Source organism: Pseudomonas sp. IT-196MI5 (assembly GCF_949767415.1).
Lineage (GTDB): Bacteria > Pseudomonadota > Gammaproteobacteria > Pseudomonadales > Pseudomonadaceae > Aquipseudomonas.
The window spans coordinates 561,539-582,257 of record NZ_CATKPZ010000011.1; the positions used below are offsets into that span (position 1 = coordinate 561,539).

Below are 20,719 nucleotides of genomic sequence, written 5' to 3' on the forward strand. Positions count from 1 at the left end.
GGTACCGCAGTCACAAATCCATCATCCTGACGTCACACTGACGACATGGCCCCGGTCGACACTGGGGTCATGACGACAGCTCTGCATATCACTCTGATCACCGAAACCTTCCCTCCGGAAATCAACGGCGTGGCCAATACCCTGGGTCGCTTGTGCGACGGTTTGCGCGCGCGCGGGCATCAGGTGGAACTGGTGCGACCGCGTCAGGGCTGCGACCAGCAGTTGGGCAGCGACGATGAACTTCTGCTGTGTCGCGGCTGGCCGCTACCGGGCTATCCCGGCCTGCAATGGGGTCAGTCGTCGATGCACAAACTGCTGCGGCGCTGGACGCGTCATCGCCCGGATGTGCTCTACATCGCCACCGAAGGGCCGCTGGGTCTGTCGGCCTTGCGTGCGGCACGGCGACTGGGGATTTGCGTGGTAAGCGGTTTCCACACCAATTTCCAGCAGTACTCCAACCAGTACGGGTTTGGTTTGCTCACGCGCCTGCTGACTCACTACCTGCGCTGGTTCCACAACCGCTCGACCATGACCCTGGTGCCCAGCGTCAGCCAGCGCCTGGAACTGGAGCGACGTCATTTCGAACGACTGGCGTTGCTGTCCCGAGGCGTCGACAGCGAACTGTTCCACCCGGCCAAACGCCTGAATGCCCTGCGCGAGCAATGGGGACTGGCCGAGGCAGACATCGCCGTCATTCATGTCGGACGCCTGGCCCCGGAAAAAAACCTCGGCCTGCTCAAGCGTACCTTCAATACCCTCAAGACGAGTTATCCCAAGCGCATCCTGAAACTGATCGTGGTCGGCGATGGCCCACAGCGCCAGGAACTGGAAAACGAAATCCCCGAGGCGATTTTCTGTGGCACCCAACGGGGTGAAGCCCTGGCGTGTCACTACGCCTCGGGCGACGTGTTTCTGTTTCCGAGCCTGACCGAAACCTTTGGCAATGTAGTGCTTGAAGCACTTGCCTCGGGGCTCGGCGTGGTGGCCTACGACCAGGCGGCAGCCGCCCAGCATATTCGTCATGGCTACAACGGCGTGCTGGCGATGCCGGGGGATGAAGAAGCGTTCTGCGATGCAGCGGCATGGCTGCTGGAGGACAGGGAGGCCTTGCGCAATGTGCGGCTCAATGCGCGCCAGCATGCCAGTCGCCAGGGGTGGGCGTCGATAATCGAGCAGTTCGAAGGGCAGTTGCGCGGGGCTTGTGCCGGGGAGTTGGTGGTGCCGAATGCACCGACTGTTCCCTGAATCTTCCGTGATTTGAAGTCCGCCATCGCGAGCAAGCTCGCTCCTACAGTAGTTCTGCGGTGGTCACAGGATTTGTGGTCACCATCGATCAATGTGGGAGCGAGCTTGCTCGCGATGAGGCCTTCCCGGTTGCAGCTTAAACCAGCGTCATCAACGCCTCACGGCTGAACGGCAGAATGTCCTCTTCACGGCCGTCGCGCACTTTCTGTGCCCAGTCCGGGTCCACCAGCAACGCACGACCGACCGCCACCAGGTCGAACTCATCGTTGTTCAGGCGCTCCAGCAGTTTTTCCAGACTGGCCGGTTGTGCGACCTTGTCGGTGTTGACCATGAACTGCAGGAACTCGCCATCCAGGCCGACGCTGCCCACGGTGATGGTCGGCTTGCCGGTGAGTTGGCGGGTCCAGCCGGCCAGGTTCAACTCGGAACCGTCGAATTCCGGCTCCCAGAAACGGCGGGTCGAGCAGTGAAAAATATCCACGCCCGCTTCCGCCAGCGGCTTGAGGAACTCGCCCAAGGCTTCCGGGGTTTGCACCAGACGTGCGGTGTAGTCCTGCTGCTTCCACTGGGAGAAACGGAAAATGATCGGAAAACCTTCACCGACCGCGGCACGCACGGCCTGAATCAATTCAATGGCGAAGCGCGAACGGCTGGCCAGGCTGCCGCCGTATTCGTCAGTACGCCGGTTGCTGCCTTCCCAGAAGAACTGGTCGATCAGGTAACCGTGGGCACCGTGGATTTCCACGCCGTCCATGCCGATGCTCTGGGCATCCTTGGCGGCCTGGGCGAACGCGGCGATCACGTCCTGGATGTCCTGTTTGGTCATGCCGTGCACCACGACCTGACCTTCCTTCACTTTTTCCGACGGGCCATAACCCGGCACGCTGGCGTCCGGCTCGGTGCCGATACGGCGTACGCTGCCCACATGCCACAGCTGCGGAACGATCTTGCCGCCTTCGGCGTGAACGGCATCGACTACTTTCTTCCAGCCGGCCAGGGCCGCTTCACCGTAGAAATGCGGAACGTTCGGGTAGCCGTTGGACGCCTTGTGACCGACGGTAGTGCCTTCGGTGACGATCAGGCCGACGCCCGCAGCGGCGCGGCGACGGTAGTATTCGATCACTTTGGAGTTGGGCACGCCGCCCGGGGAAAAGGAGCGGGTCATCGGCGCCATGACGACGCGGGTCGGCAGTTCAAGGGTGCCGAGGTGGAACGGTTTGAACAGGGCTTTGACGGGCATGGGACGCTCCACGGAAGAATGACTTTATGACGGTGATAATATGGAGTGTCCAACGCATTGAACAGCATTATTGATTGCAGTGATTAAGGATCAAAAGATAGGGGATATTGTAGGAGCGAGCTCGCTCGCGATGGGCCTGAGAACGCCGCGCCGTATCAGGCTTGCAGCGTTATCGTTGGCGACCATCGCGAGCAATCGAGCGTCGACCGGCTGCTCCTACAGGGGGGGATCAGCTCAGCGCTTTTTCGATTGCGTGAACGATCGTCGGATCATCCGGCGCCGTACGTGGCGAGAACCGAGCCAGTACACGGCCGTCCTTGCCCAACAGGAACTTCTCGAAGTTCCAGGTGATGTCGCCGGGAAACTCCGCGCCCTCGCCTGCCAGCAAGCGGTACAACTGATGACGCTCATGCCCGTTGACTTCCAGCTTGCTGGACAACGGGAAGGTCACACCATAGTTGAGACTGCAGAAATCCTTGATCTGCTGCTCGGTCCCCGGTTCCTGCCCGGCAAACTGGTTGCACGGCAAGCCCAACACGCTGAAGCCTTTGGCCTTGTATTGCTGGTAGAGGTTTTCCAGCGCCCTGTACTGCGGGGTCAAGCCGCATTTGGAGGCGACGTTGACCACCAGCACGACTTGGCCTTTGAAAGGCGCCAAGGGTAGCTCCTGTCCATCCAGGGCTGTCAATTTAAGGTCGTGAAAAGCACTCATGGCGTACTCCAGATTCCCGTGTTCTCTTCGAAACAGCCACTTGGCGATGCCGTCAGGGACAGCCGCAGACTAAAAAGGCGCCCACAAGGCGCCTCTCCAGTTATCTGAGCTTAGCGCAGAAATCAGTGGTGATGGCCACCTTCGCCATGGACGTGACCATGAGCGATTTCTTCCTGGCTGGCGTCACGGATGTCGATGATCTTGACCTGGAAATTCAGGCGCTGACCGGCCAACGGGTGGTTGCCGTCGACGGTCACGTCGTCGCCGTCCAGATCACGGATGGTCACGATCTGCATCTGGCCGTCCGGAGCGGAAGCGTGGAACTGCATGCCCACTTCCAGTTCGTCGACACCTTCGAACATGCTGCGGCTCAGGGTGCTGACCAGTTCGGCAGCGTATTCGCCGTAAGCGTCTTCCGGTTCAACGGCTACGGTCAGCTCTTCGCCGACAGCCTTGCCTTCCAGAGCCTTTTCCAGGCCCGGGATGATGTTGCCCGCACCTTGCAGGTAGACCAGCGGCGCGCCGCCGGCGGAGCTGTCGATGACCTCACCAGCGTCGTTGGTCAGGGTATAGTCGATGGAGACAGCCTTATTGGCGGCGATCAGCATGGGGCGAGACCTTTTGCATAAGAAGATTGAAAGGCCAAGTTTAGCGAAGCAATCGTCCGAAAGCGAACACAACCCGGACAGACGGAATTCGACGGTCACAGGCTTCCATCAGGACGAGGACGGACACTGGGTGGCCGAGCTTTCCTGCGGCCACACCCAACACCTGCGGCACCAGCCACCCTGGCAATCGCGCGCCTGGGTCATGGACCCTGTGCAGCGTCAGGAAAAAATAGGCCAACCCTTTGATTGTGGTTGGTGCGCACAAGGCTCGGTTAGCGATAACCTTGGCGACTGATTTCGGTAGATCGCCAGATATAGGCTTTCACCTGGCAACCCGTACGGCCTTTGCGTCAGAGCAAATTCGGATGCCTGAAGTCCATAGCCAAGGCGCTGCGACGAGTCATAGCGCGCTATGGGGAGGAGCAGCAACGCAGGATTTGGATTTCAGGCGCCGAATTTGCTCTGACAGCAAAGGCCACACGGGCTGCCCACATGCTCCTTTAGAGAATCCGCATGCAAACTTTTTTTATCGCGCCCACCGATTTTGGTGTGGGTCTGACCTCCATCAGCCTCGGACTGGTGCGCACCCTTGAGCGCGCCGGCCTCAAGGTCGGTTTTTTCAAGCCGATCGCCCAGCCGCATCCGGGTGACACGGGCCCGGAACGTTCCACCGAGCTGGTGGCGCGCACGCATGGTCTGAAACCGCCACAACCGCTGGGTCTGGCGCACGTCGAGCGGATGCTCGGCGACGGCCAGCTTGATGAGTTGCTCGAAGAAATCATCACCTTGTACCAGCAAGCAGCCGTCGGCAAAGACGTGCTGGTGGTTGAAGGCATGGTGCCGACCCGCAGTGCCAGTTATGCCGCGCGGGTCAACCTGCATTTGGCCAAGAGCCTCGATGCCGAGGTGATCCTGGTTTCGGCTCCAGAAAACGAAGTGCTGGCCGAACTCTCCGGCCGCGTTGAATTGCAGGCGCAATTGTTCGGTGGTCCGAAGGATCCGAAAGTCCTCGGCGTGATCCTCAACAAGGTCAAGACTGACGAGAGCATGGACGCCTTCGCCGCCCGTCTTAAAGAGCATTCGCCGTTGCTGCGCAGCGGTGATTTCCGTCTGCTCGGCTGCATTCCGTTTCAGCCGGAACTCAATGCGCCGCGCACCCGCGACGTCGCCGACCTGATGGGTGCGCAAGTGCTCAATGCCGGTGATTACGAAACCCGGCGCATGACCAAAATCATCATTTGCGCCCGCACCATGCGCAACACCGTGGAGCTGCTCAAGCCCGGCGTGCTGGTGGTGACCCCCGGCGATCGCGACGACATCATCCTCGCCGTCAGCCTCGCGGCGATCAACGGCGTACCGCTGGCCGGCCTGCTGCTGACCAGCGACACCCTGCCGGATCCGCGCATCATGGATCTGTGCCGTGGCGCATTACAGGCCGGTTTGCCGGTGTTGTCCGTGAGCACCGGCTCCTACGACACCGCTAACCTGCTCAATGGCCTGAACAAGGAAATCCCGATCGACGACCGTGAGCGAGCGGAAATCATCACCGACTTCGTCGCCAGTCATCTCGACGCCAACTGGCTGCACCAGCGCTGCGGTACACCACGGGAGATGCGCCTGTCGCCAGCCGTTTTCCGCTATCAATTGATCCAGCGCGCCCAGGCGGCCAACAAGCGCATCGTGTTGCCCGAAGGCAGCGAGCCGCTGACCGTGCAGGCTGCCGCGATCTGCCAGGCCCGTGGCATTGCCCGTTGCGTATTGCTGGCGAAACCGGCGGATGTCGAAGCCGTCGCCCGCGCCCAGGGTATCGAGTTGCCGCCAGGGCTGGAAATCCTCGATCCAGACCTGATCCGCGAGCGTTACGTCGAGCCGATGGTCGCCCTGCGTAAAAGCAAAAGCCTCAACGCACCCATGGCCGAGCAACAACTGGAAGACACTGTGGTGATCGGCACCGTGATGCTGGCGCTGGATGAAGTCGACGGGCTCGTGTCCGGAGTCATTCACTCCACCGCCAACACCATCCGCCCGGCCCTGCAACTGATCAAGACCGCGCCGGGCTGCACGCTGGTGTCTTCGGTGTTCTTCATGCTGTTTCCGGAAGAGGTGCTGGTCTACGGCGACTGCGTGATGAACCCGCATCCGAGCGCCAGCGAACTGGCCGAGATTGCGTTGCAAAGCGCCGACTCGGCGGCGGCATTCGGCATCACCCCTCGGGTGGCGATGATCAGTTATTCCAGCGGCGAGTCGGCCACCGGCGAGGAAGTCGAAAAGGTTCGCGAAGCCACCCTGCTCGCCCACGAGCAACAGCATTCGCTGCTGATCGACGGCCCGTTGCAATACGACGCCGCCGCCAATGAAGACGTCGCCCGGCAACTGGCGCCGAACAGTCAGGTGGCCGGTCGTGCCACGGTGTTCGTGTTCCCCGACCTGAACACCGGCAACACCACCCACAAAGCCGTGCAGCGCAGCGCCGACTGCGTCAGCCTCGGGCCGATGCTGCAAGGCCTGCGCAAACCGGTGAACGATTTGCCGCGCGGCGCGCAGGTCGATGACATCGTCTACACCATCGCGTTGACCGCGATTCAGGCTGCCAACCGACCTATGGATGTGTAAATGCTGGATTTTCTACCTGCTGCGCTGCGAGGCGTGATCGCCTCGCTACTGTTGGCACTGAACACGATTTTGCTCTGCTCGTTCCTGTTCTGCGTGGCACTCGTCAAGGTATTGCCGTTCGCCTTCACCCAGCGCCTCTCGGGCTGGCTGATGAGCCATACCCACGAAGCCTGGATCAGCATCAACAAAGGCTGGATGAATCTGGTCCGTCGCACGCGCTGGCATATCAGCGGCCTGCAAGGCCTCGACTATCGGCACTCGTACCTGATCACCAGCAACCACCAGAGCTGGGTTGATATCCTGGTGCTGCAATACGTGCTCAACCGGCGCATTCAACCGCTGAAGTTCTTTCTCAAGCAGGCGCTGATCTGGGTTCCGGTGATCGGCCTGGCCTGGTGGGCACTGGGCTTCCCGTTCATGAAGCGCTACTCCAAGGCTTACCTGGAGAAGCATCCGGAAAAGAAAGGCAAGGACCTGGAAACCACCCGCAAGACCTGCGCGAAATTCCGCGACAACCCGGTGGGCATTTTCAATTTCGTCGAGGGCACGCGCTTCACCAAGGGTAAGCATGCCCAGCAGCAGTCACCCTTCAAGTACCTGCTCAAGCCCAAGGCCGGCGGCATTGCCTTCGTGCTGGATGCGATGGGCGAACAGCTTGAATCCCTGGTCAACGTGACCATCCACTACCCCGCCGGGCGCCCGGGTTTCTGGGACTTGCTGTGCGGGAACGTTGCGGATGTGGTGGTGCACTTTGAAGAGCTGAAGATTCCGCCGCAGTTCATTGGTAGGAACTATGACCAGGATGGTGAATACCGCCTGCAATTTCAGGGCTGGATCAATCAGTTGTGGCTGGACAAGGATGCGTTGCTTGCGCAGATGCATCGCGAGAATCCAGGCAAACACTAATCCCCTGTAGGAGCGAGCCTGCTCGCGATAGCGGTCGTACATTCAGAATTTATGTCGACTGATCCACCGCTATCGCGAGCAGGCTCACTCCTACAGTTGACCAAGTCGATCTGAAATAAAAAAAACCGCCGATGATCACTCATCGGCGGTTTTTTCATTTTCGGCCAAGGCTTAGATCGCACCACGCTCGCGCAGCAGACCCAGCACTTGCTTGACGCCTTCTTCCAGCGACACGGACTGGGTGTCGATCACCAGATCGGCATCCAGCGGCACGTCATACGGGAAGGATTCGCCCGGGATGTTATCCCCGGCCGCTGCGTACAGGCCTTGCGGATCACGCTCGGCGCAGACTGTCGGCGAAGCCTGGACGTAGACCGTCAGCAGACGCTCCTTGCCGATCAGTTCCCGGGCCTGTTCACGACCTTCGGCACTCGGCGCAACGAACGCTGCCAGGGTCAGCAGACCGGCTTCGTTGAACTGACGCGCAACGTGCGCGGCACGACGCCAGTTCTCGGTACGCCCGGCGCGATCCTGTGGCAGACCTTTGTTCAGGTCGTGACGCAGGTTCTGGCCGTCGAGCACAAACACTGCACGACCCATGTCGAACAGCTTGCGTTCAACCGCATACGCCAGAGTGCTCTTGCCCGCGCCCGACAGGCCACTGAACAACACGGTGGCCGGTTGCTGGCCGAAGCGCTGTGCGCGTTCTTCGGTGGCGACGTGGGCGAGTTTGCCGTGATGCGTGCTACTGCCGTGCGCCACTGGTTGAGCGACGATCATGCCGGCAGCGACGGTGCCATTGGTCAAACGATCGATGACGATGAACGAACCGGTGGTGCGGTTGCTCGCGTAACCGTCCAGCGCAATGGCTGCATCGAGGCTGATCTTGACCCGACCGATCTCGTTCAACTGCAAGGCACTGGCAGGGCCTTCTTCCAGGGTGTTCACGTCAACGCGGTTGACAATGCTGGTGATCGAACCCGGCACGTACGTCGTAGCGCGCTTGATGTCGTATTTCTTGCCCGGCAACATCGGCTCTTCGGCCATCCACACCAGCATGGCGTCGAAGCCGTCAGTCACTTGCGGCAGGTTGTCGGCGTGTACCAGCAAGTCGCCGCGGGAGATATCGATCTCGTCTTCCATGGTCAGCGTCACCGCTTGACCAGGACCTGCATGCTCCAGCTCACCTTCGAAGGTGACGATGGATTTCACGCGACTGCTCTTGCCCGACGGCAGCACCACGACTTCGTCGCCCTTGTGCACGACGCCACTGGCCAGGGTGCCGGCGAAACCACGGAAGTTCAGGTTCGGACGGTTGACGTACTGCACCGGGAAACGCAGGTCGGTGTAGTTGCGATCGCTGGCGATCTCGACGGTTTCCAGAATTTCCATCAACGACTGGCCGGTGTACCACGGCGAGCGCTCGGACTTGTTCACCACGTTGTCGCCCTTGAGCGCCGACATCGGCACGAAGGCCATGGTGGTCGGCTTGAAGGCGATGCCTTCGGCGAACTTCAGGTAATCGGCCTTGATCGACTCGAAGACGCTTTCGTCGAAGCCGTTTAGGTCCATCTTGTTGATGGCGACCACGATGTGCTTGATGCCCAGCAACGAAGCAATAAAGCTGTGGCGACGGGTCTGGGTCTGCACGCCATAACGGGCGTCGACCAGAATGATCGCCAGGTCACAGGTGGACGCACCGGTGGCCATGTTGCGGGTGTACTGCTCATGACCGGGGGTGTCGGCGATGATGAATTTGCGCTTGGCGGTGGAGAAGTAGCGGTAAGCGACATCGATGGTGATGCCCTGTTCCCGTTCGGCCTGCAGGCCGTCGACCAGCAACGCCAGGTCGATATCATCACCGGTGGTGCCGACTTTTTTCGAGTCGCGGGTAATGGCTTCCAGGTGATCTTCGTAGATCATTTTGGAGTCGTGCAGCAGGCGCCCGATCAGGGTGCTCTTGCCGTCGTCGACGTTGCCACAGGTCAGAAAGCGCAGCATTTCCTTGCGTTCGTGCTGGCCCAGGTAGGCGAGGATGTCCTCGCTGATCAAATCAGATGCGTGCGACATGACAACCCCTTAGAAATAACCCTGACGTTTCTTTTCTTCCATCGAGCCTGCGCCATCGTGATCGATGACCCGGCCCTGGCGTTCGGAAGTTCGCGTCAGGAGCATTTCCTGAATGATGTCGGTCAGGCTGGTAGCTTCGGACTCGACCGCACCGGTCAACGGGTAGTCGCCGAGTGTGCGGAAGCGGACCTTCTTCTTGACGATGCGTGCCTTGTCTTCATCGCTCAGGTGATTGAGCAGGCGTTCATCGTCGATCATGATCCAGGTGCCATTCATCTCGATAACGTCGCGCTCGGCGGCGAAATACAGCGGCACGATCGGGATGCCTTCAAGGTAGATGTACTGCCAGATGTCCAGTTCGGTCCAGTTCGACAACGGGAAAACGCGGATCGACTCGCCCTTGTTGACCTTGCCGTTGTAGACGTTCCACAGCTCGGGACGCTGGTTTTTCGGGTCCCAGCGGTGCTTGGTATCGCGGAAGGAATACACGCGCTCTTTGGCACGGGACTTCTCTTCGTCACGACGGGCACCACCGAAAGCAGCATCGAAACCGTACTTGTCGAGGGCCTGCTTGAGGCCTTCGGTTTTCATGATATCGGTGTGCTTGGCACTGCCGTGGGTGAGCGGGTTGATGCCCTGCGCGACGCCATCGGGGTTGACGTGCACCAGCAGGTCAAGACCGAGTTCTTCGACCATGCGGTCGCGGAACGCGTACATTTCCTTGAACTTCCACTGGGTGTCGACGTGCATCACCGGGAATGGCAGTTTGCCCGGGAAGAAGGCCTTGCGCGCAAGGTGCAGCATCACGGCGGAATCTTTACCGACGGAGTACAGCATCACCGGGTTATCGAACTCGGCGGCCACCTCGCGGATGATGTGGATGCTTTCCGCCTCCAGCTGTTTCAGATGCGTCAGTTTGTCGACCATGGCTACTCACGAAAGCTTTCTTATGAACGGCCAGCGGGCCGTGTTCGAGCGGGGATCCTAGCACAGCGACCTCTTCTAATCAGGACACCAACTAGATCGAAAGAGCATATGAATATGCCCCCGCGTTTGGGCCAAACGCGTTCCCCTGTAGGAGCGAGCCTGCTCGCGATGGTCGTCAACGATAACGCTGGGAGCCTGACACCCCGCGGTGTTCTCAGGTTCATCGCGAGCAGGCTCGCTCCTACAGGGATGGCGTTTCGTCAGATCGGATTCGGGCAATCGATGAAGATGTGTTCCAGCGCAAAGCGCCGCGCCAGGTAATCCCCCAGCGCCTGGACGCCGTAGCGCTCGGTGGCATGGTGACCGGCGGCGATGAAGCTGACGTCGTTTTCCCGGGCACTGTGGAAGGTTTGCTCGGAAGCCTCGCCGCTGAGGTACAGGTCGACGCCTGCCAGAATGGCCTGATCGATGTAACCCTGGCCACCACCGGTGCACCAGCCAACACGGCGGATCATGGTGCTGCCTTCGATCAACAGCGGCTCACGGCCCATGACTTCCTGGACGCGGCGGGCGAAATCCCGGGGCATCATCGGCTCATTCAGCGAGCCGACCAGGCCGACAATCTTCAGATCATCCGGGTCCAGCGGACCTTCGACGGTGATGTCGAGCTGCCGCGCGAGCTGCACGTTATTGCCGACGTCCGGGTGCAGATCCAGCGGCAGATGATAGGACAGCAGGCTGATATCGTGCTTGAGCAGAATCTTCAAGCGACGCTGTTTCATGCCGGTGATGCACGGGTTCTCACCCTTCCAGAAGTAGCCATGGTGCACCAGCACCAGGTCGGCATTGGCCTCCACGGCAGCCTCAAGCAAAGCCTGGCTGGCAGTGACGCCACTGACAATGCGCATCACTTGCGGACGGCCTTCGACCTGCAGGCCATTGGGGCAGTAATCGGCGATTTTAGCGCTGTTGAGGTAACGGTCGGCTTCTTCGACCAGGGTGCTCAGGGCGACGGCCATGAAAGACTCCTAAATATCCCGTTCAGAGGCGCGTGCGGCCTCGTATAATGCGCATCATTATGAGCGGTCTCATACCGCCTGCAACTCTCTCAGGAAGTGCTTAATGCTCAAGGCGCTGCGTTTTTCCGGCTGGCCGCTGTTGGCCGGCGTGCTTGTCGCTCTGTTGATAATCCAGCGTTACCCGCAGTGGGTCGGGCTCCCGAGCCTCGACGTCAATCTGCAACAAGCGCCGCAAACCACCAGTATGCAGCTGGGCCCGGTGTCTTATGCCGACGCGGTAACCACCGCGGCGCCGTCGGTGGTGAACCTGTACACCACCAAAGTCATCAACAAACCCAACCATCCGCTGTTCGAAGATCCGCAGTTCCGGCGCTTCTTCGGTGATAACTCGCCCAAGCAGAAACGCATGGAATCGAGCCTCGGTTCCGGTGTGATCATGAGCCCGGAAGGCTACATCCTGACCAACAACCACGTGACCAGCGGCGCCGACCAGATCGTGGTAGCACTCAAGGACGGCCGGGAAACCCTGGCGCGGGTGATTGGCAGCGACCCGGAGACTGACCTCGCGGTGCTGAAAATCGACCTGAAAAACCTGCCGTCTATCACCGTGGGGCGTTCCGACAACATCCGCATCGGCGACGTCGCGCTGGCCATCGGCAACCCGTTCGGCGTCGGCCAGACCGTGACAATGGGCATCATCAGCGCCACCGGTCGTAACCAATTGGGCCTGAACAACTACGAAGACTTCATCCAGACCGACGCGGCGATCAACCCCGGCAACTCCGGCGGTGCACTGGTGGATGCCGTCGGTAACCTGACCGGCATCAACACGGCGATCTTCTCCAAGTCCGGCGGCTCCCAGGGCATTGGTTTCGCGATCCCGGTGAAGCTGGCGATGGAAGTGATGAAGTCGATTATCGAGCACGGCCAGGTGATTCGTGGCTGGCTGGGTATCGAAGTGCAGCCGCTGACCCAGGAATTGGCCGAATCGTTCGGCTTGTCCGGGCGTCCGGGCATTGTCGTGGCGGGAATTTTCCGCGACGGTCCGGCACAGAAGGCCGGCCTGCAACTGGGTGATGTGATTCTTGCCATCGATGGCGAACCGGCCGGTGATGGCCGTCGCTCGATGAATCAGGTGGCGCGGATCAAACCGACCGACAAGGTCGCGATCGAGGTGATGCGCAACGGCAAGGAGCTCAAGCTGATGGCGGAAGTCGGCTTGCGTCCGCCACCGGCACCGGTCAAAGAGAAAGAAGAAGAGTAAGCGGCTCACACCGCCTTTTGTAGGAGCGAGCCTGCTCGCGATGGTGTGTCAGTCACCGTTGATTTATCTGACACACCATCGCGAGCAGGCTCGCTCCTACAGGGGGAAGTGACGTATTACAGGTCGCCGAGGCCGTCGATCAACGCCTGATTCTGCTCTGGCGTGCCGATGGAGATCCGCAGGAACTGGGCAATCCGCTCCTGCTTGAAGTGCCGGACAATCACGCCTTGCTCACGCAACTTCGCCGCAAGCCCCGCTGCATCGTGCCGGGGGTGACGGGCAAAAATGAAGTTTGCCGCCGATGGCAGCACTTCAAAACCCTTCTCTTCTAGCTGTGCAACGACCTTCTCGCGATTCTCGATCACCAACCGGCAGGTCTTGTCGAAATACTCGCGATCATCGAACGCCGCGGCAGCGCCAACGTTCGCCATGCGATCCAGTGGATAGGAGTTGAAGCTGTTCTTGATCCGCTCCAGCGCCTCGATCAGGTTCGGATGCCCGACCGCCAGGCCAACCCGCAGACCGGCCAGGGAACGGGACTTGGACAGGGTCTGGGTCACCAGCAGGTTCGGATAACGATCGACCAGCGTGATTGCCGTCTCGCCGCCGAAGTCGATGTAAGCCTCGTCCACCACGACCACAGAATCCGGGCTGGCCTTGAGAATCCGCTCCACCGCCTCCAGCGCCAACAGGCAACCTGTAGGTGCGTTCGGGTTGGGGAAGATAATCCCGCCGTTCGGCCTGGCGTAGTCCGCCGGGTTGATCCGGAACTGCTCGTCCAGCGGCACCGCGTCGAACTTGATGCCGTACAACCCGCAGTAGACCGGGTAGAAGCTGTAGCTGATGTCCGGGAACAGCAGCGGCTGATCGTGCTGTAACAAACCGTGGAAGATGTGCGCCAGCACTTCATCGGAACCGTTGCCGAGGAACACCTGATTGCCTTGCACGCCGTAGTACCTGGCGACGGCCTGCTTGAGCAGGTCGCTGTTCGGGTCCGGGTACAGACGCAGGTTGTCATTGAGTTCGGTTTGCATCGCCGCAAGGGCTTTTGGCGATGGGCCGTACGGGTTTTCGTTGGTGTTGAGCTTCACCAGTTTTGCCAGCTTCGGCTGCTCACCCGGCACGTAAGGCACCAGATTCTTGACGAATGGGCTCCAGAATTTACTCATGCTCAGTTCCCCTGCTTGTCGTCAACGATGCGATATTCGGCACTGCGAGCGTGCGCGGTCAGCGACTCCCCACGGGCCAGCACGGAAGCGGTTTTGCCCAACTCGGACGCGCCCTGCTCGGAGCAGAAGATGATCGACGAACGTTTCTGGAAGTCGTACACACCCAGCGGCGAGGAGAAACGCGCAGTGCCGGAGGTCGGCAACACGTGGTTCGGGCCTGCGCAGTAATCACCCAGGGCTTCGCTGGTGTGACGACCCATGAAGATTGCACCGGCGTGGCGGATTTGCGGCAGCCAGGCTTGTGGATCGGCAACGGACAATTCGAGGTGCTCCGGCGCGATGCGGTTGGCCACTTCGATGGCCTGTTCCATGTCGCGCACCTTGATCAGTGCACCGCGGCCATTGATCGAGGTTTCAATGATCGCGGCGCGCTCCATGGTCGGCATCAGCTTGGCGATGCTGGCGGCGACCTTGTCGAGGAACTCGGCGTCGGGGCTGACCAGAATGGCCTGGGCGTCTTCGTCGTGCTCGGCCTGGGAGAAAAGATCCATGGCGATCCAGTCCGGATCGGTCTGGCCGTCGCACACCACGAGGATCTCGGAGGGACCGGCGATCATGTCGATACCGACCTGGCCAAACACATGGCGCTTGGCGGTGGCGACATAGATGTTGCCCGGACCGACGACCTTGTCGACCTTCGGCACGCTTTCGGTGCCGTAAGCCAATGCCGCAACGGCCTGAGCGCCACCGATGGTGAACACACGGTCGACGCCGGCGATGCAGGCAGCGGCCAGCACCAGTTCGTTGATTTCACCGCGCGGGGTCGGCACCACCATGACCACTTCGGTCACGCCGGCGACCTTGGCCGGAATCGCGTTCATCAACACCGACGACGGGTACGACGCCTTGCCGCCCGGCACGTACAGACCGGCGCGGTCCAGCGGCGTGACTTTCTGGCCCAGCACGGTACCGTCGGCCTCGGTGTAGCTCCAGGAGTCCTGCTTCTGTTTTTCGTGGTAGCTGCGCACACGAGCCGCGGCGACTTCCAGGGCTTCGCGCTGAGGCACGGAAATGCGGGTGAGCGCCAGTTCCAGACGCTCACGCGGCAGGATCAGGTCGGCCATGGACTTCACGTCCAGGCCGTCGAACTGCCGGGTGAAGTCCACCAGTGCCGCGTCGCCACGCTCACGCACAGCCTTGATGATGTCCAGCACTCGCTGATTGACCGAGTCGTCAGACACACTTTCCCAGCTCAGCAGATGATCCAGATGATGCGCGAAATCCGGGTCAGCAGCGTTGAGTCGGCGAATTGCAGTCAGTGCGGTCATAGCGAGAGCCTCATAGGAATGGCAAAAACTCAGGCGCCCGAAGCTAGCACTCCATCCGCTTGGGCACCTGAGAATTCTGGCTATGAGGCGGATAGACGGGCGCGACTTAACGTCGCGCAGGTGAATCAGCCGCGGTGTCGAGACTCCACTGCCTTGCGCAGGGTGTCGATCAACGCCTGGATACGGGCGTGCTGCATCTTCATCGATGCCTTGTTGACGATCAGTCGGGAGCTGATGGCGGCGATGAAATCTTGTGGTTCCAGGCCATTGGCCCGCAGCGTGTTGCCGGTGTCGACCACGTCGATGATCTTGTCCGCCAGACCGATCAGCGGCGCCAGCTCCATCGAACCATAGAGCTTGATGATGTCGACCTGACGGCCCTGTTCGGCGTAGTAGCGCTTGGCGACGTTGACGAACTTGGTGGCGATGCGCAGACGGCCCTTGGGCTCGACCGCGCCGACTTTGCCGGCGGTCATCAGCTTGCACTGGGCGATTTGCAGGTCCAAAGGCTCATACAGGCCTTGGCCGCCATACTCCATCAGCACATCTTTACCGGCGACACCGAGGTCCGCGGCACCATGTTCGACATAGGTCGGCACGTCGGTGGCGCGCACGATCAGCAGACGTACGTCAGGCTGAGTCGTGGGAATGATCAGCTTGCGGCTCTTGTCCGGATTCTCGGTCGGCACGATGCCCGCTTCAGCCAGAAGCGGCAGGGTGTCGTCAAGGATGCGGCCCTTGGACAGTGCGATGGTCAACATGGGAAACGTCAGTCCTTATCAAGGTACTCATGCCCGGTCGCAAATGGCGCCGGACACACATCGAGCCGGAAACCGGCTCGACTTCAACAATTCAACGGCATGTCCTTATGCCCATGCAGCAGGAACTAGCCCGGAACGCGACGGATCTTGGCGCCCAGCATCTGCAGTTTCTCTTCGATGCACTCGTAACCACGGTCGATGTGGTAGATGCGGTCGATGAGGGTGTCGCCTTCGGCGATCAGTGCCGAAATGACCAGGCTGGCCGAAGCACGCAGGTCAGTCGCCATCACTGGCGCACCCTTGAGTTTTTCGGTGCCGGTGACAATGGCCGTGTTGCCTTCGACCTGGATCTTGGCGCCCATGCGGTGCAGCTCATAGACGTGCATGAAGCGGTTTTCGAAGATCGTCTCGATCACAGCACCGGTGCCTTCGGCAATGGCGTTAAGGGAGATGAACTGCGCCTGCATGTCGGTCGGGAACGCCGGGTACGGGGCGGTCCGCACGTTGACGGCTTTCGGCCGCTTGCCATGCATGTTCAGCTCGATCCAGTCTTCGCCGGTGTTGATTTCGGCACCGGACTCCCGGAGTTTTTCCAGAACGGCTTCGAGGATGGTCGGATCCGTATCCTTGACCTTCACGCGGCCACCGGTCACAGCTGCCGCCACCAGGTAGGTGCCGGTTTCGATACGGTCGGGCATCACTTTATAGGTGGTGGTGTGCAGACGCTCGACGCCATCGATGGTGATGGTATCGGTACCGGCGCCGGAAACCTTGGCGCCCATGGCGTTCAGGAAGTTCGCCAGGTCGACCACTTCAGGCTCGCGTGCGGCGTTTGCCAGTACGCTGCGGCCCTTGGCCAATGCTGCGGCCATCATGATGTTTTCGGTACCGGTCACGCTGACGGTATCGAAGAAGAAGTGCGCACCGCGCAGGCCGCCTTCAGGAGCCTTGGCCTTGATGTAGCCGCCTTCGACGTCAATGACCGCGCCCATGGCTTCCAGGCCACGGATGTGCAGATCAACCGGACGCGAACCGATGGCGCAACCGCCAGGCAAGGCGACTTCGGCTTCACCGAAACGGGCAACCATCGGGCCCAGCACGAGGATCGAGGCACGCATGGTTTTCACCAGTTCGTACGGCGCGACCAGGGTTTTGATGGTGCGCGGGTCGATTTCGACGCTGAGCTTCTCGTCGATCACCGGCTCGATGCCCATGCGACCGAACAGTTCGATCATGGTGGTGATGTCGTGCAGGTGCGGCAGGTTGGCCACGGTCACCGGGCCATCGCACAGCAAGGTGGCCGCCAGGATCGGCAGGGCAGAGTTCTTTGCCCCGGAGATGCGGATTTCGCCATCAAGACGAACGCCACCGGTAATAATCAATTTATCCATAAGAATCTCGACGCCCTTGGGCTCAGGTGCGCTCGGCCCAGGCCGCGCTGCTGAAAAATTTCATAGTGACCGCGTGGATGCTGCCATCGGCGATCCATGGGTTCAAATGGGCATAGACGCTCTGCTGACGCTTGACCGGGCTCAATGCCGCCAGTTCATCGCTAATCACGTTCAGCTGGAAATTGCAGCCTTCGCCCTCGACTTCTACTTTCGTTCCGGGCAGCTTTCCTTCAAGAAAGCTCTTAACTTCGTTGGCCTGCATGCTCAACCTCATTCGGCGCCCTGTGCGCGCGGGTCGGACATCATACAAAAAAGCCCCGCGCCTGCGAACCCCGCCAAGCAGGACTCGGACGGGGGGCTTCTTTATAGATGCGTGTCAGGGGTGCGCCAACAGCTCGGTCATTTCGCTGACCTGAGCGATTTCACGCATGTCTTCCGGCATCCCACGGATGCTCAGGGCCTTGCCGGCCGCCTGCGCATCGCGGATAAAGCACAGCAGCAACGACAAACCGATACTGCTGGACTTGGTCACTGCCGAGCAATCGACCACCAGTGCCGCGGCCTTGCTGGCCTTGATCAGCGCCTTGCCCTGCTCGCGCAGGCCAGGACCGGTGCGGTAATCCAGCACGCCACTGAGTCGCAACTCGCCCGCTTCGTCCATCTGGACTGCCGACTCACTCATTGGGTTGACTGCTCTGGTTTCTTGTCGGTGGCTTCCTTGGCCTTGGCGACTTCCCCGGCCCAACCATTGATGGTCTTGTCCAGGTCGTTGCCATTGCGCTGCATCGCATCGGCGAACTGATCGCGGAACAGCTTGCCGATGTTGATGCCGTTGATGATGACGTTACGCAGTTTCCACTCGCCGTTGATCTTCTCCAGCGTGTAGGACACCGGATAGATCGCGCCGCTGCTGCCCTTGACGGTCATGCCAACGCTGGTACGGTCGCCCGACTCGTCCTTGGCCGGATCAACGGTGATGCCCTGGTTGTTGTACTCCAGCAAGGCATTACCATAGAACTGGAACAGACCCTTCTTGAAGTTTTCTTCGAAGGTCTTCATCTGCGCCGGGGATGCTTTCTTCGAGTATTTGACCGTCATGATGCTCTTTGAAATACCCTCGGCATCCACGACCGGGCCGACGATGGTGTTCAGCGCCGCATAAAAGTCTTGCGGATCCTGCTTGTACTTTTCTTTGTTGGCCGCCAGATCGGCCAGCATCCGATTAGTGGTGTCCTGTACCAGATCGTGCGCCGAAGGCGCCGCCACGGCATTGGCTACCAGCGGCAGTGCCGCGAGCAGTACCAACAGGCCACGTCGCAAGGTAGAGATCATTTAACAGTTCCTCATTTAGCTTCTTTGCTAACGGTATTGAGCAGGAATTTACCGATCAGGTCTTCGAGCACCAGCGATGACTGCGTGTCATGGATGGTTCCACCATCCTTGAGCAGGGTGTCTTCCCCGCCCACGCTGATACCGATGTACTTCTCGCCCAACAGGCCAGCGGTCAGGATAGATGCAGTAGAGTCCGCCGGAAGATTATCGATGCGTTTTTCCAGCTGCATGGTCACCCGACCGGTAAAACTGTCGCGATCCAGATCGATGGCCGTGACCTTGCCGATGGTCACACCGGCCATGGTCACTTTAGCTCTGACCGTCAAACCGGCGATATTGTCGAAGTAGGCGTAAAGTTTATACGTATCGGTGCTCGGACTCGGGGACAGGCCACTGACCCGTAACGCCAACAAGAGCAAAGCCAGGATGCCAGCCAGCAAGAAAAGGCCGACACCGATTTCCAGGGTGCGGTTTTGCATCAGAAATCTCCAAACATCAAGGCGGTCAGAATAAAGTCCAGACCGAGCACTGCCAACGAGGCATATACAACGGTCTTGGTAGTGGCACGACTGATCCCCTCGGAAGTGGGTTCGCAGTCATAGCCTTGGAATACGGCGATCCAGGTCACGACAAAGGCAAAGACGATACTTTTGATGATCCCGTTGAGCACATCGTCGGTGAACGTCACGCTGTTCTGCATATTCGACCAGTAGGAGCCTTCATAGACTCCCAGCCAGTCGACAGCTACCCACGAGCCGCCCCAGATACCCACCACGCTGAAAATCATCGCCAGCACCGGCAGGGAAATGAAACCGGCCCACAAACGTGGCGCGATGATGTACTTGAGCGGGTCAACCCCGATCATTTCCAGGCTGGACAGCTGCTCGGTGGATTTCATGTTGCCGATTTCGGCGGTCAACGCCGAACCCGCGCGCCCGGCGAACAGCAGGGCAGTCACCACCGGCCCCAGTTCACGCAGCAGCGTCAGCGCCACCATCTGCCCGACAGCCTGCTCCGAACCATAGCTGGAAAGAATGTTGAAGCCCTGCAGCGCCAGCACCATGCCGATGAACACCCCGGAGACCACGATGATCACCAGGGACATCACGCCCACCGAATGCAGCTGCTTGACCAGCAGCCCGAAGGCGCCACCGATGCCGCCCCGGCCGAGCAAGGCATGGAACAGGAACAGGCTCGAACGCCCGAACACCGCCAGCGCATCGATGCCGGCCTGGCCGAAACGGCGCACGCGTTCTATCAATGAAATTCTGCGCATCAGCGCTTCCCCAGAAGATCTGCGCGGTAATCCGTCGCTGGAAAGTGGTACGGGACCGGGCCGTCGGGTTCGCCGGTCATGAATTGACGAATGCGCGGCTCATCCGAATTCATCAACTCGTCCGGCGTCCCCTGCCCCAACACCTGGCCATCGCCCACCACATAAATGTAATCGGCAATGCTCGCGGTCTCGGCCAGGTCGTGGGACACCACGATGCTGGTGATGCCCAGCGCATCGTTGAGCAAACGAATCAGGCGCACCAGAACGCCCATTGCGATGGGGTCCTGGCCGACAAAGGGCTCGTCGTACATGAGGATCTGCGGGTCAAGCGCAATCGCCCGGGCCAGCGCAACCCGGCGTTTCATGCCGCCGGAAAGCTCGTCGGGCATCAGGTCGATGGCACCGCGCAAGCCCACAGCCTGCAGCTTGAGCAAGACAATGTCGCGGATCATTTCATCCGGCAGTTGCGTATGGACCCGCAACGGAAAGGCGACATTCTCGAAGACATCGAGGTCAGTGAACAGTGCGCCGCTCTGAAACAGCACGCCCATATGCTTGCGCGCATCGAACAGGTCGCTGCGCGACAGTTTTGGCAGATTCTGACCGTTGACCCAGACTTCGCCCCTGGTAGGCCGCAACTGGGCGCCCATCAGACGCAAAAGCGTGGTCTTGCCACACCCGGAAGGCCCCATGATGCCGGTGACCTTGCCGCGCGGGATACGGATATCGACATTATTGAAAATGCTGCGCGCACCGCGCTTGAAGGACAGTCCCTTCAGCTCGACCGCGTAGGCGTTATCGGCACTCATCTAAACTCCTTGCGATGCAGCCTCTCACTCGGACGCCTGTCTTCCTGAC

General features: G+C 60.2%; 21 protein-coding genes. 5 read left to right on the forward strand and 16 right to left on the reverse strand.

Features of this window, described 5'->3' with window-relative positions:
• Positions 1-45 precede the first annotated feature (45 nt).
• A complete protein-coding gene (locus ACM6IK_RS10105; RefSeq protein ID WP_414874186.1) occupies positions 46-1,245 on the forward strand; it encodes a glycosyltransferase family 4 protein in 1,200 nt (399 codons plus the stop codon).
• A gap of 136 nt (positions 1,246-1,381) precedes the next feature.
• Here ACM6IK_RS10105 and ACM6IK_RS10110 read toward each other — a convergent pair whose 3' ends face one another.
• The 3 genes from ACM6IK_RS10110 to ACM6IK_RS10120 form a co-directional block, all read right to left on the reverse strand.
• The gene (locus tag ACM6IK_RS10110; RefSeq protein ID WP_414874187.1) at positions 1,382-2,485 is read right to left on the reverse strand and encodes an NADH:flavin oxidoreductase; all 1,104 of its coding nucleotides are present in this window, start codon (positions 2,483-2,485) and stop codon (positions 1,382-1,384) included.
• A 229-nt stretch (positions 2,486-2,714) separates the two neighbouring features.
• Positions 2,715-3,197: a glutathione peroxidase gene (locus ACM6IK_RS10115; RefSeq protein ID WP_414874188.1), complete on the reverse strand. Its 483-nt coding sequence runs from the start codon at positions 3,195-3,197 to the stop codon at positions 2,715-2,717.
• A 122-nt stretch (positions 3,198-3,319) separates the two neighbouring features.
• Entirely contained in the window at positions 3,320-3,805 is a 486-nt protein-coding gene (locus tag ACM6IK_RS10120; RefSeq protein ID WP_414874189.1) for an FKBP-type peptidyl-prolyl cis-trans isomerase, read from the reverse strand.
• On the opposite strand from ACM6IK_RS10120, the gene ACM6IK_RS10125 reads away from it, so the two are divergent.
• The 3 genes from ACM6IK_RS10125 (at position 3,774) to ACM6IK_RS10135 (ending at position 7,324) form a co-directional block, all read left to right on the forward strand.
• Positions 3,774-4,100, forward strand: a complete 327-nt coding sequence (locus tag ACM6IK_RS10125; protein ID WP_414874190.1) for a DUF3565 domain-containing protein — start codon at positions 3,774-3,776, stop codon at positions 4,098-4,100. The two genes, ACM6IK_RS10120 and ACM6IK_RS10125, sit on opposite strands and share 32 nt — an antisense overlap.
• A gap of 218 nt (positions 4,101-4,318) precedes the next feature.
• Positions 4,319-6,418 carry a phosphate acetyltransferase gene (gene pta, locus ACM6IK_RS10130; RefSeq protein WP_414874191.1) on the forward strand — a complete coding sequence of 700 codons (2,100 nt, stop codon included), beginning with the start codon at positions 4,319-4,321 and terminating at the stop codon, positions 6,416-6,418.
• Positions 6,419-7,324, forward strand: a complete 906-nt coding sequence (locus tag ACM6IK_RS10135) for an acyltransferase (RefSeq protein ID WP_414874192.1) — start codon at positions 6,419-6,421, stop codon at positions 7,322-7,324.
• Between the two features lie 171 nt (positions 7,325-7,495).
• On the opposite strand, the gene cysN is transcribed toward ACM6IK_RS10135, so the two are convergent.
• The 3 genes from cysN to ACM6IK_RS10150 all read right to left on the reverse strand — a co-directional run bounded on the left by cysN (position 7,496) and on the right by ACM6IK_RS10150 (position 11,340).
• The gene (cysN, locus tag ACM6IK_RS10140; RefSeq protein ID WP_414874193.1) at positions 7,496-9,394 is read right to left on the reverse strand and encodes a sulfate adenylyltransferase subunit CysN; all 1,899 of its coding nucleotides are present in this window, start codon (positions 9,392-9,394) and stop codon (positions 7,496-7,498) included.
• 9 nt (positions 9,395-9,403) lie between these two features.
• Entirely contained in the window at positions 9,404-10,321 is a 918-nt protein-coding gene (gene cysD / locus ACM6IK_RS10145) for a sulfate adenylyltransferase subunit CysD (RefSeq protein WP_108218218.1), read from the reverse strand.
• A 260-nt stretch (positions 10,322-10,581) separates the two neighbouring features.
• Positions 10,582-11,340, reverse strand: coding sequence for a Nif3-like dinuclear metal center hexameric protein (locus ACM6IK_RS10150; RefSeq protein ID WP_414874194.1), 759 nt, complete (start codon positions 11,338-11,340; stop codon positions 10,582-10,584).
• A gap of 103 nt (positions 11,341-11,443) precedes the next feature.
• Here ACM6IK_RS10150 and algW point away from each other — a divergent pair, with 103 nt between their 5' ends.
• Positions 11,444-12,604 (forward strand): Do family serine endopeptidase AlgW, encoded by a 1,161-nt coding sequence (algW, locus tag ACM6IK_RS10155; protein ID WP_414874195.1) that lies wholly within the window; start codon positions 11,444-11,446, stop codon positions 12,602-12,604.
• Positions 12,605-12,720: 116 nt separating this feature from the next.
• Here the strand turns inward: algW and hisC are convergent, their stop codons facing one another.
• From hisC to ACM6IK_RS10205, 10 genes are all read right to left on the reverse strand, one after another.
• Positions 12,721-13,773 (reverse strand): histidinol-phosphate transaminase, encoded by a 1,053-nt coding sequence (gene hisC / locus ACM6IK_RS10160; RefSeq protein WP_414874196.1) that lies wholly within the window; start codon positions 13,771-13,773, stop codon positions 12,721-12,723.
• A 2-nt stretch (positions 13,774-13,775) separates the two neighbouring features.
• A complete protein-coding gene (gene hisD, locus ACM6IK_RS10165; protein ID WP_414874197.1) occupies positions 13,776-15,101 on the reverse strand; it encodes a histidinol dehydrogenase in 1,326 nt (441 codons plus the stop codon).
• Positions 15,102-15,226: 125 nt separating this feature from the next.
• Positions 15,227-15,862, reverse strand: coding sequence for an ATP phosphoribosyltransferase (gene hisG / locus ACM6IK_RS10170; RefSeq protein ID WP_223546405.1), 636 nt, complete (start codon positions 15,860-15,862; stop codon positions 15,227-15,229).
• Between the two features lie 125 nt (positions 15,863-15,987).
• Positions 15,988-17,253 carry a UDP-N-acetylglucosamine 1-carboxyvinyltransferase gene (gene murA / locus ACM6IK_RS10175; protein ID WP_218429300.1) on the reverse strand — a complete coding sequence of 422 codons (1,266 nt, stop codon included), beginning with the start codon at positions 17,251-17,253 and terminating at the stop codon, positions 15,988-15,990.
• 22 nt (positions 17,254-17,275) lie between these two features.
• Complete coding sequence (locus ACM6IK_RS10180) at positions 17,276-17,515, reverse strand: BolA family protein (protein ID WP_414874198.1); 240 nt, start codon at positions 17,513-17,515, stop codon at positions 17,276-17,278.
• 114 nt (positions 17,516-17,629) lie between these two features.
• On the reverse strand, positions 17,630-17,935 hold the full coding sequence (locus ACM6IK_RS10185; RefSeq protein ID WP_414874199.1) for an STAS domain-containing protein: 306 nt from the start codon (positions 17,933-17,935) through the stop codon (positions 17,630-17,632).
• A complete protein-coding gene (locus tag ACM6IK_RS10190; RefSeq protein WP_414874200.1) occupies positions 17,932-18,585 on the reverse strand; it encodes an MlaC/ttg2D family ABC transporter substrate-binding protein in 654 nt (217 codons plus the stop codon). Before ACM6IK_RS10190 ends, ACM6IK_RS10185 begins: the two co-directional genes overlap by 4 nt.
• An 11-nt stretch (positions 18,586-18,596) precedes the next feature.
• Entirely contained in the window at positions 18,597-19,064 is a 468-nt protein-coding gene (mlaD, locus tag ACM6IK_RS10195; protein ID WP_056728368.1) for an outer membrane lipid asymmetry maintenance protein MlaD, read from the reverse strand.
• Positions 19,064-19,861, reverse strand: a complete 798-nt coding sequence (gene mlaE, locus ACM6IK_RS10200) for a lipid asymmetry maintenance ABC transporter permease subunit MlaE (protein WP_223546373.1) — start codon at positions 19,859-19,861, stop codon at positions 19,064-19,066. Before mlaE ends, mlaD begins: the two co-directional genes overlap by 1 nt.
• Positions 19,861-20,670 carry an ATP-binding cassette domain-containing protein gene (locus ACM6IK_RS10205; RefSeq protein WP_108218207.1) on the reverse strand — a complete coding sequence of 270 codons (810 nt, stop codon included), beginning with the start codon at positions 20,668-20,670 and terminating at the stop codon, positions 19,861-19,863. The genes mlaE and ACM6IK_RS10205 overlap by 1 nt, the downstream gene beginning before the upstream one ends.
• Positions 20,671-20,719: the final 49 nt, after the last annotated feature.